The 13,934-nt window shown below is 52.2% G+C and carries 13 protein-coding genes; 7 read left to right on the forward strand and 6 right to left on the reverse strand.

What is annotated here, in order from left to right; translation table 11 throughout:
- Window positions 1–113 precede the first annotated feature (113 nt).
- The 3 genes from PsW74_RS01160 to PsW74_RS01170 are packed head-to-tail and all read right to left on the reverse strand — an operon-like array spanning window position 114 to window position 4,188.
- Window positions 114–1,355: an FAD-binding oxidoreductase gene (locus tag PsW74_RS01160; RefSeq protein ID WP_063287562.1), complete on the reverse strand. Its 1,242-nt coding sequence runs from the start codon at window positions 1,353–1,355 to the stop codon at window positions 114–116.
- Window positions 1,352–2,491: an enolase C-terminal domain-like protein gene (locus PsW74_RS01165; RefSeq protein ID WP_063287561.1), complete on the reverse strand. Its 1,140-nt coding sequence runs from the start codon at window positions 2,489–2,491 to the stop codon at window positions 1,352–1,354. The genes PsW74_RS01160 and PsW74_RS01165 overlap by 4 nt, the downstream gene beginning before the upstream one ends.
- Before the next feature lie 5 nt (window positions 2,492–2,496).
- Window positions 2,497–4,188 (reverse strand): thiamine pyrophosphate-binding protein, encoded by a 1,692-nt coding sequence (locus tag PsW74_RS01170; protein WP_063287560.1) that lies wholly within the window; start codon window positions 4,186–4,188, stop codon window positions 2,497–2,499.
- A gap of 206 nt (window positions 4,189–4,394) precedes the next feature.
- On the opposite strand from PsW74_RS01170, the gene PsW74_RS01175 reads away from it, so the two are divergent.
- From PsW74_RS01175 to PsW74_RS01210, 7 genes are all read left to right on the forward strand, one after another.
- Window positions 4,395–5,093, forward strand: a complete 699-nt coding sequence (locus PsW74_RS01175; protein WP_008551148.1) for a GntR family transcriptional regulator — start codon at window positions 4,395–4,397, stop codon at window positions 5,091–5,093.
- Between the two features lie 85 nt (window positions 5,094–5,178).
- On the forward strand, window positions 5,179–5,940 hold the full coding sequence (locus PsW74_RS01180) for an aspartate/glutamate racemase family protein (protein WP_063287559.1): 762 nt from the start codon (window positions 5,179–5,181) through the stop codon (window positions 5,938–5,940).
- 3 nt (window positions 5,941–5,943) lie between these two features.
- The gene (proC, locus tag PsW74_RS01185; RefSeq protein ID WP_063287558.1) at window positions 5,944–6,774 is read left to right on the forward strand and encodes a pyrroline-5-carboxylate reductase; all 831 of its coding nucleotides are present in this window, start codon (window positions 5,944–5,946) and stop codon (window positions 6,772–6,774) included.
- Window positions 6,775–6,899: 125 nt separating this feature from the next.
- Window positions 6,900–7,253 (forward strand): metalloregulator ArsR/SmtB family transcription factor, encoded by a 354-nt coding sequence (locus PsW74_RS01190; protein ID WP_063287557.1) that lies wholly within the window; start codon window positions 6,900–6,902, stop codon window positions 7,251–7,253.
- A gap of 13 nt (window positions 7,254–7,266) precedes the next feature.
- Complete coding sequence (locus PsW74_RS01195; RefSeq protein ID WP_063287556.1) at window positions 7,267–7,773, forward strand: SRPBCC domain-containing protein; 507 nt, start codon at window positions 7,267–7,269, stop codon at window positions 7,771–7,773.
- Between the two features lie 1,128 nt (window positions 7,774–8,901).
- Window positions 8,902–10,611, forward strand: a complete 1,710-nt coding sequence (locus PsW74_RS01205) for a Cache 3/Cache 2 fusion domain-containing protein (protein ID WP_063287554.1) — start codon at window positions 8,902–8,904, stop codon at window positions 10,609–10,611.
- Window positions 10,612–10,759: 148 nt separating this feature from the next.
- Entirely contained in the window at window positions 10,760–11,794 is a 1,035-nt protein-coding gene (locus PsW74_RS01210) for an agmatine deiminase family protein (RefSeq protein WP_063287553.1), read from the forward strand.
- A gap of 32 nt (window positions 11,795–11,826) precedes the next feature.
- Here PsW74_RS01210 and PsW74_RS01215 read toward each other — a convergent pair whose 3' ends face one another.
- From PsW74_RS01215 to PsW74_RS01220, 3 genes are all read right to left on the reverse strand, one after another.
- The gene (locus tag PsW74_RS01215; protein WP_063287552.1) at window positions 11,827–12,468 is read right to left on the reverse strand and encodes a LysE family translocator; all 642 of its coding nucleotides are present in this window, start codon (window positions 12,466–12,468) and stop codon (window positions 11,827–11,829) included.
- Window positions 12,469–12,627 (reverse strand): hypothetical protein, encoded by a 159-nt coding sequence (locus tag PsW74_RS28790; RefSeq protein WP_193775925.1) that lies wholly within the window; start codon window positions 12,625–12,627, stop codon window positions 12,469–12,471. It abuts the gene before it with no gap.
- Window positions 12,628–12,887: 260 nt separating this feature from the next.
- On the reverse strand, window positions 12,888–13,742 hold the full coding sequence (locus tag PsW74_RS01220; protein ID WP_063287551.1) for a methyltransferase domain-containing protein: 855 nt from the start codon (window positions 13,740–13,742) through the stop codon (window positions 12,888–12,890).
- Between the last annotated feature and the right edge of the window lie 192 nt (window positions 13,743–13,934).

A 13,934-nucleotide genomic window follows, 5' to 3' on the forward strand; every position in this document is an offset into this window, starting at 1 on the left:
CACTTTTCCGCAGAAGCAGCAGTTGCCCCCAACGCCATAGCGGAAACACTCAAGGTAACCAGTAGACTAGACTTCTTCATATGTTCTCTCCTCCAAGAAAATTAGTGATGCCCTCAATTAAATCTTTGCGGATCGTAAGGGCTTATATCGTTATTGGGGCGTTTACCGCTGATCAGATCAGAGACCAGCCGCCCGGTTTTTGGACCGCCCGTCAGGCCGATGTGGTGGTGCCCAAACGCTGCATAAACACCGCTTTTGCCCACTTCACCGATGAGGGGGAGACTGTCCGATGGCGCAGGGCGGAAGCCCAACCATTCTTCTTCGCTTGATGCTTCCAGATGCGGGAAGCTCTCGCGAACTTTTTTCCTTAGTAGAGCCAGAGGAGTTTTGGAAGCGCCAGCTTCCAGCCCGCCAAACTCAACAACACCCGCACAGCGCAATCCCTGTGCCATTGGTGTTGCCACGAACTTGCCGGAGGCGACCATGATTGGCTGGCTCGGCTGCTCGCTCGGGTTCTTGAATAAAATATGGTAACCGCGCTCAGCTTCCAGCGGCACGTTGATGCCAAGCTTATTCATCAAAGGCTTGGACCAGACGCCAGTTGCCAGAACGGCACGATCACACTCAAAACGTCCTCTGTCAGTCATGACGGCTGAAATCGAGCCGCCCGACAGATCGAAATCCTTCACTTCGGCCTGCACAAACGTGCCGCCCATCTCTTTGAAAATCTGCACCAGATCCCGAACATATGCACCCGGGTCCTGAATAAACCCGTGATCACGCATCAACGCCAGCAACTTGATGTTTTTGGCAAGGATTGGCTCCATCTCGTGAACGGCGTCACCTTCAATCAATTCCGGCACAAACCCGGCTTTGCGGCGCAGTTCCCAGGTGTATGCGTCTGCTTCAAAGGCGGCTCTGTCGTTGTAGGCAAAGCTGTAGGTGCTTTCCTGCAGCCACTTTGCAGCGCTGGTTCCATCCACCAATGCATGGTGCTGGTCCACGCTGTCACCAACAATCGGCGTCAGCCCCTGCGCAATGCGGCGGGTTTCCTTATCCGTTGCGTGTGACAGGTAACGTGCCAGCCAGCCCGCCAGCTTCGGCAGGTAGCTCCAACGCAGGAACAGCGGAAAGTTTGGATCCAGCAGAAGCTTTGGGCCTTTCAGGATCAAACCCGGCGCTGTGACTGGCGCCACAGAGCAGCTGGCCAGAACACATGCATTGCCAAAGGATGCGCCCATGCCGGGCTCACCCTTGTCGATGAGGGTCACATCATGACCCTCACGCTTCAACCATAAAGCTGCTGATACACCAACGATCCCTGCACCGATGACGACGACATTATTTTTATTCATGCAGCCCCCAGCACCGCACTCTTGGAAATCGCATAGTGCTCAACTTTCTCCAGATCCGGCCGGCCTCCCAAGCCTGCCGTTTGCGGAACGATCACATCGCCGCCTCTGGTTTCAAATGGCGTTTCCATAAGGTCTTCTACTAGGAAGTATTTTGCCTGATAAAACTCACAAGCTAAAGTGATTTCTGGCGTTGCAGCAATCATATGCGTTCCGGCAAGGTGGGCGAGGCCGGATTCAAACATGTCGCCGCCATAGGCACTCATACCAGCGGTTGCGGCCATGCGGGCTACAGTTTGGGCCCGAGTCAAGCCTCCACTCTTCATTATTTTGACTGAAACACCGTCAGCTATCCCCATGTTAATCGCGGTCAGCATATCCTCTGGCCCAAAGATGCTTTCGTCCGCAAGAAGCGGCACATCGATGGAATTTCGGATAGTTGCCATAAGTTCCCGAAGGTTATGCGCAACCGGCTGTTCGATAAAATCTGGTTGAAAACTCGCGATATCGCGAACGCACCCTAGGGCACTATCGTGGTGCAGACCCTGATTGTAGTCCACACGAATGGAAAACTCAGGATAGCTCATGCGTAGGCGCTCCATACGCATCATATCAAACTCATGACCTTTGAAGCCTGTTTTGAGCTTGATGATGCGTACGCCATCCTCTTTCAAACGTTCCATCAATGCCAAATCACGATCGAAATCAGGATCAGCAATAGAACAGGAAAGAGGGATCGTATCGCGGCATTTGCCACCCAGCAGCGCCCAGACAGGCAAATCAGAGATTCGGCCCTGCAGGTCGAGCAGTGCTGTTTCCAGAGCTGCTTTCGCCTCGGTACAATGAGCAACCGCCTTTTGGGCGTCCTTCATGATCATGGCGCGTTCACCAATGGTGCGGCCAACAACAAGCGGACGGATGTAGCGGTCGAGCGCCGCAAAGGTGGCTTCTGCTGATCCTGTAAAGACGGACCACGGCGAGGCTTCCCCCCAACCGGTTTCGCCCCCCTCCGCCGTTAAGCGGAGGATGACAATATCAACGGCGTGTTCAACAGAACCAATGCCATGGTCGCGGCGGGCGTTCACTGGCAGCTGTACGTGCCAGACATCCATCCCGGTGATTTTCTGTTCAGCGTTCATGGCTCTTATCCCATCCAGCGACGTACAGGGGCGTTTGCTTCTTCAAGAGGCTGCGTCACAACATCAATCAGCGTTGGGCCGTCATGTTCGATTGCCTCTTTGAGTACACGCTCCAGATCATCAGGATTTTCAACGCGCCAACTCTTCACACCATAAGCAGCGGCAACAGCGGCCTGATCAGTGCGGTTAAAGTCTACATTGTAGTAGCGCGCATCTGTGTCTGCATACTGGCTTGCCTTGATCCAGCCGTAGCTGGAATTTGAGAACACGATGTACGTTATTGGTGCACGGGAACGGCACACAGTCTCCAGCTCACCACAGGTAAAGCCGAAGGAGCCATCACCCATCATGGCAACCACTTTGCTGGTTGGACGGCCATACCATGCACCCAGCGCAGCAGAGAGTGAGTAACCCAATGCGCCATGTGCGCGGTTGGTGATGAAGTAACGACCAGACTGCGGCAGCTGGTAATAAGCAGAGAAGTACGGGCAGGAAGTGCCTGGATCAGAGATCACTGTGGCATCAACCGGCAACACCTTCATCATAGCGTCAATCACGCGTTCAGGACGGATCGGTGCTTCACCGCTTTGGGCCAGCTTGTTGAAGATCTCAAACTTGCGTTTCTTGATGTCTGCAACAGCAGCTGCACCGCCGAAAGTGTCAGCGCCCTGATCGCGTTTGTCGAGAACAGCGTTGACCTGCGCAAGAGACAGCTTGAGGTCACCAACGACGCCAACTTCCACTTCGTAGTTCGCACCGATCACCATCGGGTCGTTGTCGAAGTGAACCACACGGGTTTTGGCAGATGGCGCTTCCCAGCGGGAGGTGGTGGTGGAGCCGGCACGAGCCCCCATGAACACCACAAGGTCCGCATTGGCCATGGCTTCCCATGTCTCGTCCGTTCCGCCATTGGACCCGACTACACCGACACAGTTTGGATGGGTTTCAGCCAGTGAACCCTGACCGGAGATAGACGTTGCAACCGGAATATCGAGACGGGATGCCAGACGCTCCAGTTCTTCCATAGCACCAGCAATCACAACACCGCCGCCGCACACAATAAGCGGTTTCTTCGCAGAAAGGATCGCATCAACCGCAGCTTCAGCAGCACCTGGAGCAGGGGCCTGAGGGTAAGCTGGATATGACGTCAGCCGCTGATCTGCCCAGATGTCAGAGGCATCGACCGCATCATACTGAATGTCGTAGGGCAGGCCGAGATGAGCAGCACCGGAGCGACCCGTTGTCATGGCACGGAAGGCTTTACGAACCATCCGCGGAATGTGGTCAGCGCGCTTGATCACGGTGTTCCACTTGGTCAGCGGACGCATCAGCGCTTCCTGATCCACTTCGGTCAGTGGGTACTTGCCGTAGGATCCAACAGAAATGTCTGTCGTGATGCCAAGCACAGCATAAGAGCTTTCAGAGGCTTCGATCAGACCCGGCAAAATGTAGGTTGCGCCACCACCAGACGGCCCCTCACACACACCCGGACGTCCGGTCACTCGTGAATACGCATCGGCCATGTAAGTGGCACAGCGCTCATCACGGGTCAAAACGTGGGTCATCTTGTGATCAAGCTTATACATCGCGTCATAAAACGGCAGTGTTGTATCGCCGCAAAGACCGAAAATGTGCTGGACGCCCTGCGCCTCCAGCATTTTTACCATGGCTTCTGCACCATTCATCTTATTCGTCACAGTGTCACCTATCAGACCCGTCCCACCTGTTAAGCAGGCAATTTACTAAACCCGAAGAATGCAGAATCGATTGCACTCAAAATTGTATACAGCACCATATTCAATATTGAGCGCAGGTCAAATGGAATGTACAGTTCATCTATGACGTGGTAAGTGCTGAGCCAATTTTGGGGGCCTGCGACGGCAGGATTGAGAGCGATTTTGGAATGACAAAAGCTGATAGCAACGTGGACCGCATCTACGAAAAACTACGGAAAATGGCGGCCTATTTCGAACTTAAGCCGGATGCCCGTATCAACGAGAGTGCGTTATCCACAGAGTTGGGCGCAAGCCGGACACCGTTGCGCGAGGCGTTGAATCGACTCGTGGCAGAAGGCTTCCTCACGTTCCAGAGTGGCCGCGGTTTCTTTTGCCGCCCTCTGAGCCCGAAGCTTATTCTCGACCTTTATGAAGCGCGTGTCGCCATTGAGACGGAGATTGTCCGCCTTGTTTGCCGCCGGGCCAGTGATGAAGAACTTCAGGATCTGATGGAGTTTTTGAAGTCCACTGAACCGGACTACGACAGCTGCGAAGACCCGATGGAGCTTTTGAGCATGGATGAGGCCTATCACATGCGCATCGCTGCCCTGTCTCAAAGCAACGAGCTGGTCCGCATTCTGGAAAACCTGAATGACCGCGTGCGTTACATCCGTCTTGTCGACTTGAAATACCTACGCGGCAAGACACCTGTTTCCACGCAGGAGGAAGCCCAGCTTTCGGCCCACCGTGTGGTGCTGACCGCCCTGATTAACCGGGACGAAGACAAAGCCGTTTCCACCATGCGTCACCATATTGAACGACGTCGCGATGAAGCAACAGAGGCGGTGCGCATAGCCTATTCGCAGCTCTACGTTCCAGCAGATTAACGCGAGTACCAAAAGCAAAGCAGGTCGCAGGTCCCCAACACTTAACCTGCTTTGCCCTCCAATTTTATAGAAGAGGTTTTGAATTATGTCCGTTGAGTATGGAGGCAAGACCGTATTTGGTGCCTCAGTCGGCATTCTCATGCTGGAAACCAAATTCCCGCGCATTTACGGCGACATCGGCAATGCCCAGACATGGCCGTTTCCAGTGCATTACCGTGTGGTCCGCGGTGCGACCCCAAACAAGGTGGTGCGCAATGATCCGCGTGAGCTGTTGGACCTGTTTATTGAAGCAGGTCGCGATCTGGTACGAACCGGCTGCGATGGCATCACCACCAACTGCGGTTTTCTGGCTCTCATTCAGGACGAGGTGAAGGAAGCGCTTGGCGTGCCCGTCGCAACGTCTTCCTTGATGCAAATCCCAAGCGTGCAACAGCTTTTGCCGAAGAATAAGCGCGTCGGCGTCATCACCATTTCCAAAGAAACACTCACCAAAGAGCACCTGAAAGCGGCAGGCGCACCGGAAGATACGGTGATTGTAGGCACAGATGGTCTGCGCAACTTCACCCGCGAAGTGCTGGATGACTATGACGCCATCAACTTTGAAGATGCCCGTCTGGATCTGTTGGACGCTGCCGCAGAATTGGTGACCAAAAACGAAGGCATTGGCGCCATCGTGCTGGAGTGCACCAATATGGTGCCCTACGCCAATGACATCCGCAAACTCACCGGATTGCCCGTCTATTCCATCTACACGTTCGTGAACTGGTTTCAATCCGGTCTGGTTCCGCGTAAGTTCCCGCTGGAACTGGATGACCCGCGTTTGAATTTAGCGACTTACGGAAATTAATCGATGTCGAAGCCTAGTCAGATTGAACAGATAAACACAAACGGCCTCGTTTTGCTTGGCTGCGGAAAGATGGGCTCAGCCATGCTGAAGGGCTGGCTGGAAGCAGGCGTTCTGCCTTCCAGCACAACTGTGATTGATCCTTATCCATCTGACTGGCTGAGGTCACTGGAAGATCACGGCCTAAGCCTGAACAAGCAACTGCCAGCAGCTCCGGCAGTGTGTATTCTGGCTGTGAAGCCACAGATGATGGGCGATGCAACCCCTCAGGTTGTGGCGTTAGGCGGTGGCAGCACCGTTTTCATTTCCGTTGCAGCGGGCACAAACCTGACCACACTTCTTTCTCTGGTGGGTGAGGGCAGCCCGATCATCCGCGCCATGCCAAACACACCAGCAGCAATTGGCCGCGGCATCACCGCGCTCATTCCAAACGACCACTGCTCGGAAAGCAATCTGGCGATGGCACAGGAACTGCTCGCCGCTGTCGGGCAGACCGTTGTGCTGGAAAACGAAAGTCAGATGGATGCTGTGACTGCAGTCTCCGGCTCTGGACCAGCCTATGTGTTCCACCTGATCGAGTGCCTCGCCAAAGCAGGCGCAGAGCAAGGGCTGCCGGAAGAACTGGCGATGCAGCTGGCAAAAGCCACCGTTGGCGGAGCAGGTCAGCTGGCAGAAGATGCCAGCGATGACCCTACCCAGCTGCGCATCAATGTGACATCTCCAAACGGCACCACAGCCGCGGCGCTTGATGTACTTATGAACGAAGAGGACGGCATGCCGCCACTCCTTTCGCGCGCTGTTGCAGCTGCCAAAAAACGCAGTGAAGAGCTGGCCTAGTCTCCTGCGTTATCACAAGATATGAAACCCCGCTTTCCATCAGGACGGCGGGGTTTTCTTTTGCCCTGACACACTCTCATGACTTTGGGCTTGACCAATTTCAATTATTATATAACCATGCGGTTATGCAACAGGTGAACCAGACACCCCAACCAGAAAACCTTGATGCCGTGTTTGCAGCACTGGCCGATCCAACGCGCCGTGCAATCCTGATACGGCTCGCCAATGGAGACGCATCGGTCAACGAGCTGGCTGAGCCATTTTGCATGAGCCAACCTGCCGTCTCAAAGCATCTGAAGGTTCTGGAACGGGCAGGGTTGGTTGAACGCGCTATAGACAAGCAACGCCGCCCGGCACGGCTCAAAGCCGAGCCCATGCGTGAGGCGGTTAAATGGCTGGAAGAGTTTAGCAAGTTCTGGTCATCCAGCTTTGATCAGCTGGATGATCTTCTGGAGGAATTGAAGAAATCCGAGAGTTGAGGAGGGAATTGGAATGAGTGAACTACCAACCTATGTACTGGAACGCACCTTTAACGCCCCGCGCGAGCTGGTTTGGCGTACATGGACCGAGCCGGATCTTATTTCGCGCTGGTACGGCCCCAACGTGGAAAGCATCGTCCACCAGCTGGACGTCAAACAAGGCGGCCTTTGGCTGCATGAGATGAAGTGGGGAGACAATTCCAACTTCCAACGCGTTGAATATACAGAGGTCTCAAAACCTTCAAAACTGGTATGGCTGCATGCAACCTCTGACGCTGACTGGAATGTGATTGCCAGCCCGATGATGCAGGACTGGCCTCGTGTTTTGCTGACCACCGTCACCTTCGAGCAAGACGGCGACCAGACCAAAATGCGCCTCACATGGGTTCCCCATGACGCCACAGAGGCCGAGATAGCCTGCTTCGAGGCAGCCATCGGCGGCATGAACCAAGGCTGGAATGCCGGTATGGGCCTACTGGAAGAACTTCTCGCCGAGCTTCAAAGCGAAATGCAGACTTAGAGCACTTTCGTAAAGCAACTAACTTGGGCTGTGCTTCCAATTGGTGACAAGCCAGCCCACTTAGTTGTTATCAATTGATTTTCTGCCGTAAACTGCATTCTCAAACATAAATTTCTTCTACTTATCTTGGACCAAACCAATGAAGATAAACTCAATTGAGAAATTTGAAGAGGGACGAAAGAAATACAGGAGCTTGCTGGGTTATGCATCACTGAGCGCCTATCACTCCTACGCATATTATAGGTGGAACAACAAGACAATCTTATATCTGTTTATCCTCTCTATACTCCTTATAGTCTTACCTTCCAATTTTTCAGTTTATCTGATGAAATATGATATAATTCAATACCTTGTATCATTTTGTCTCGAAACATTTCCAATGTCCCAATCACGTTTTTTCGCGCTGCAGAGGTTAAGCTCATATAATGCAAGTCACTTCGCAATAGCCAGCCTCTCCACTTTACTGCTCGCCGTACCATTCACTCTCCCCTTTGTTTACGGATACTTGAAGTATTGGAACGAAAACAAAGCATACCAGCGTGTTAGTCACCTGCATTTCTTAAGTGTGATTGCCTCGTTCCTAATTCTGTTATTTACAATTTGGGGTTTCTTTATTTTCACGCCCGAGGACATAGTCCCCGAACGCCTGGGGACTTTCGTTATGTTCGTGGGGCCGTTCTTTTCGTTCTACTGCGTAGCTTTTGTCTTGTTTGTTCCGGGTCTGCTCGCACAACCAATCATCTTTGTGATCAAGTTGGTGCATCAACTCACATTTGGTTCTTACAAAGAGCAATATTGAAACCCGCGACTCCTCTCGCCGAGCTTCAGGCAAGTTTGGCGACGTAAGTTGTGGTGGAGACCTCTCCTCAGCCCCGACCTCTCCCTTGGAGGCGGGGTTTTTTCTTGCGCGGATTGTCGCATTCTGCCCCTCAGGCAACAGCTTATGCGCAGAAATGTGCCCTATCGGAAATAATATAAGTATTTGCTCTCATTATATTTTTGCATATTACCGAGCGGAATAGTTCAAAATTTAATTTGTTATTAGTAAGTGCACCATACCCCTAAAACTAACAGTGGTATTCTCAGAAAATACCCGCAGCGGAAAATAAGAATAGCAACGGGGCACTTATGCACTTTTCCGGAATTAACCTGACCACCAAAATAGCTTCAACCGTTTCATTTGCCATTGTCGTAACAATCGGTGTTCTTGTGCTGGCCGCAGACCTGTTACTCTGGGGTACGCTGAGCGATGAGGTGGACAAACGTCACAATATCAATCTTCGCATCGCGGCTGCACAGTTCCAGCAGGAACTCCCATCAGCAACCGTGAAGCTGGATCACAATTCTAATGTTGCCAAAATCATCACAAATGATCCTCTGAGCTTTTCAGGGAACGATCTTGTTGACCAGATTGGGCATCTGACTGGCGAGACCGCAACTGTTTTTGTGTGGGATGACGCAACCCAGGATTACTGGCGCAAAACCACCAACATCAAAAACAAGAAGGGTGAACGCGCCGTCGATACACCACTCGGCAAAACTGGCAGTGTTTATCCAATTATCAAGTCTGGCAAGACCTTCCGCGGTGAAGCCGACATCCTCGGCATGGCCTATTACACCCTGTACCAGCCAATCTTTGACAGCAACAATCGCGTGATTGGTATTCTTTATGTAGGCGTTGAAAAATCCCACATTGAAGCGCAGGTTGATAACGTCACCTGGAACCTGCTCTACGCCGCACTTGGACTGGGGCTTGTTCTTGTTCTGATGGCCTACTTCGGCTTCAAATTCATGCTGAAGCCGATTCCTGTGATGACGAAGGCCCTGCGTGATTTGTCCGAGAACAAGATGGACATCAAGATTGCGTATTCCACCCGCTCTGATGAGATTGGTGAGATGGCGCAAGCGATCGAAGTTCTGCGCCAGAACAACGTAGAGCGTATTCGCCTGCAAGAGCAAAGCGATGAGGAATCCGGTGCTCGCGAGGAACGTCAGAGCCGCATCGAGAACCTGTTGAGCCAGTTTGGTGCCGAAGTCACGCAAGCACTGCAGAGTGTGGATCAGCGTTCTGCGGAAATGGAACACACCGCCACCCGCCTGACCGGCATTGCAGAGGATTCTGCTCTGCGTTCCAACTCCGCTCGTGATGCCTCCGAAGAAGCCTCAGCCAATGTGCAGACGGTTGCGACCGCAGCTGAAGAGCTGAGCGCCTCCATTGAAGAGATCAGCCGCCAGTTGGGTGAGACCAACCGTGTGGTGGGCGCCGCAACCAGTGGAGCAGAAGAAAGCAGCCAGAAGGTTCAGGCACTTGACAGTGCTGCGCAAAAGATCGGCGAAGTCGTCAACCTCATCCGCGATATTGCAGAGCAGACCAACCTGCTGGCGCTCAACGCAACCATTGAAGCAGCACGTGCTGGTGAGATGGGCAAAGGCTTTGCAGTTGTTGCCTCCGAGGTGAAGGAGCTGGCGACCCAGACCTCCAAGGCAACCGAGGAAATTTCAGCACAGATCTCAGGCATCCAGAACTCCTCCAAGGAGACAGTGGAAGCCATTGTTGGCATCAGCGACACAATGAGCGAAGTGAACAAACACGCCACCTCCATCGCCAATGCCGTTGAACAGCAGGGATCCGCGACCATGGAGATCAGCGAGAACGTTCAGATGGCAGCGCAGGGCACCCGCAGCGCAGCACACAACGTGAGCGAAGTGTCTGTGAAAGTGACGGAAACGCAGGAAGCTGCCTCTCAGGTGCTTGACGCATCGCAGGCAGTTGCATCCAACGCAGCGCTCCTGCGCAAAACCATCAACTCCTTTATGGATGATATTCGTGCAGCCTAAGCACTATGCCTCTTAGGAGCGTAATGACTTGAAGAGGCCCTGCATTCCATTGGTGATGCAGGGCCTTTTACATTCAAACGAAATGATCATCGCCCGTTCACTCACCTGTTTTTACAAGTGAGGCACTGACAGACCAGCTGGAGCACACATGAAAAACCTCAAATCGCAACTCCAGCTAATGGCCTGTACGTTGCTTGCGAGCGTGAGCTTATCACTGACGAGCGGTCATTTCACAGCGGCCTTAGCGTCTGATCAGGACCTGATCCTCATCGCAGCGCCATCCATTGCCGATACCTACGATGATCCCGAGTATGCAGCGCTGTTTCGGGACATCGTGGATTTCGACATCGCCTACGCAAATGCTGTTTATGGCAACGACGAGGTGCGGATCGTTGTGGATGCACAGACGCGGTCTTACTTCAAAGGCAAGGTGCCGGACGAGGTTCTTATCAATGACTATCTCCCGCACATTTGGGCGCGGGACTACACCGTCATCAACCCAGGCAAACCGGTTCAGTTCCGCTATACCCCTGTCACCTTTGAAGGAGATCAGGCGGTCGCAGATGAAATGCAGGATGGTTTCAACGCCTTTGCCAATGCGAAGGGGCTGACATTTACTCAAACCGACTACCTGTTGGATGGCGGTAATATCGTTGATAACCACGCAGGCCGGGTGATCACCACAACGCGCTTTCTGGAAGACAATGACCTGTCCTATGAAGACGGCAAGGCAATTTTGAAGGAGCTGCTGAACGCGAAAGAAGTTGCAATCTTGCCTCCCGATGAAGAGGTGATGGCTCACAGCGATGGCATGGTGATGTTTGCGGAAGACAACACCATCATCCTCAACCGCTATGACGCCCCCATGAGGACCGAGATCACCGAGGAACTGGAGGCATCTTTTCCTGGCATCAAGATTGTTGAAGTGGACGCTATGTGGGATGAAGACGATCTGTCCAGCGCCTGCGGGGTCAACGTCAACGCGACGATGACCGGCCAATTCATCTACATGCCGCATTTTGGCGACCAGAACAGCGATGATGTCTTGGAAACCATCCAGGCCAACACCAGCAAGACGGTTATTCCGGTGCCAGCCAACAAGGTTTGCAAGCTGGGCGGCTCAGTGCGGTGCCTCACCCTTCAGCTGAAAGGCAAGGCAGCGCAGGCAGTTCTGAGAGATTAGGTCAGCCAACACGGATCACTGCTCTGCTGCACTCAGAAAATCTGGTTGATTGCATCCAGAAGGCCCAGTGTCGCTGTTAGCAGCAAAAAGCCGCCTAACCCTGGCACGATCCAGTTGAACACTTTGCTTTCATCAAAGACCTGAAGTGAGATTTGTCCCAAAAAACCGTAGGCTAAAAAGCAGATCAGAGCGATGAGGCCGATGGGCAGGAAAACAGAACTCAACGCACCAACGCTTGCTACAATTTCGCTGTTAACGAACTGCGGAAACAACGCCACAAAAAACAGGATCGCTTTTGGGTTGAAGAAGGCAATGAGAAATCCAGTCTGAAATCCCTCTGTCGCTTTGGAAAGCTGTTTTTCCGGTCCCGCAGTATCCAACCGAAAGCTGCTGCCGTGGCGAATGAAGATGTAGCCGATATAGGCGATATACAGTGCTCCAACAGCCTGCACTGTGAGCAAAACCCGAGGCTCCAGCGACACCACGGAACGGAAGGCGAAAAAGGCAATCAGGGCTTGCCCTAAAGAGGCGGTGACATTCCCCAGTGCGGGCGGAACAACACCGTTCACGCCTCCCCGGGCGCCCTCAGCAAATGCAAGCGCCATGCTGGGGCCGGGGATGATCGACACAGAGAAAATAGCTATGCAATACAGGATGAGTTGGTCTGCACTCATTTAAATTCTTTCAATAACATTCTGGCGATTGTTCGTGGTGTTGTCGTGACTGATCACACCGGTTTGAATCGCCTCTCCAATTTTAAAACCTTCATGGATGTAGTCATCAATAACTTTTTGGCCTTCTTCCTTTTTCAGGAGCCTGACAATATGGCCCATGAACACGTCCCCCAAAATGGAAAAACACTACTCATGTTCACCCTCAATAGTCAGGGCTTCATCTACTAAATCTTGCAGTGTCGAAATCTGAGCAGCATCCACGTCTCCCGCGTCGAGCATGGCTTGGAGATGGTCTTTTATCAAGCCTTCATAGAACAACGGGGAGGAGGTTCAGAGTATCCTGATCTACTCTTGCCTGAATAATACTTTTTGGTTTCCGCTCAACCGCGCTACTGTTCACTGTTATAGAGTTCTTGCGGTTAATCCGGGTCTTTTTTCTTTGCAATCACCAGCTGACCGGCGATTGGATGTCCTTGTTCCAAACGTAGGACCATCTCAGTCCGATCAAGAAGTTCGAGATTGTTCTGCTTCAGCAGGTTCTCAAGGTAATTCTGCGAATGGGCATAGCGACAGTATTTTCCCATGAGATAAGGCTGGCCGCCAAACGCCTCTTCCGGCTGGGTCTCCGTTGAAAAGAGGAAAATAGCACCGGGAGCCATGTTTCGGGCGATATTTAAAAACATCTCGTCCAAAGTCCCATTGTATGGAATGACATCTGTAGAGATCACAAGGTCCCAGGGCTCATGACGGCTTTGCTTCAGAAATTGAGTGATCTCGCCTTCATGCAAGACATCATAAATCTCTTTCTCTCTTGCTTTCTCAAGCATCTCCGCAGAAAGGTCTAAACCGATTTTATGAATGACCTGATCCTTGAGCACCTCACAGCAGAGTCCTGTTCCACAACCAAGGTCCAGCATTCGCTTGAAAGGCCCAACCTCAAGCGCAGCCATTCTCTCCTTAACTTTTTCGGGGAGGGCGTACTTCAGGCCGTCCAGTAGCCTTTTGTCATAGGTCTCAGACATTTGGCCAAACAGCATCAACACATGAGCCTCGGGCATGCAGCTGGGTACATTGCCTTTGCCAATAGCTGCCAGATGAAGTGAAGCACCAACACTATCATCTGGATCATTGCGCAGAATGTGCTCAAAAGCCTCTGCTGCTTCATCATACTTGCCTGCAGCTTCCAAGTCTAAAGCGTTGTTAAGCTCAAAAAAACTGGAAAGAATATCTGCAACCGGATCAAACTGATTTTCATCGTCAATACCATTTTTCATGACTACAGCTCTCTGGTTTTATTAGAGCGCAGTGAGCCATAAAACACTTAATTACCTATCCGCACAGTCCAGTTGATCTTTCGAAAACTGTAATCAGTGCGTGATTGACTGCCACTGTTCCATGCTTTTGATCTCACAAGGAAACTTGGCCATATCGCAATTTTAAAATGGAAATTGAAGAGGCTCTAAGAG

It is taken from the genome of Pseudovibrio sp. W74 (assembly GCF_001623085.1).
GTDB lineage: Bacteria > Pseudomonadota > Alphaproteobacteria > Rhizobiales > Stappiaceae > Pseudovibrio.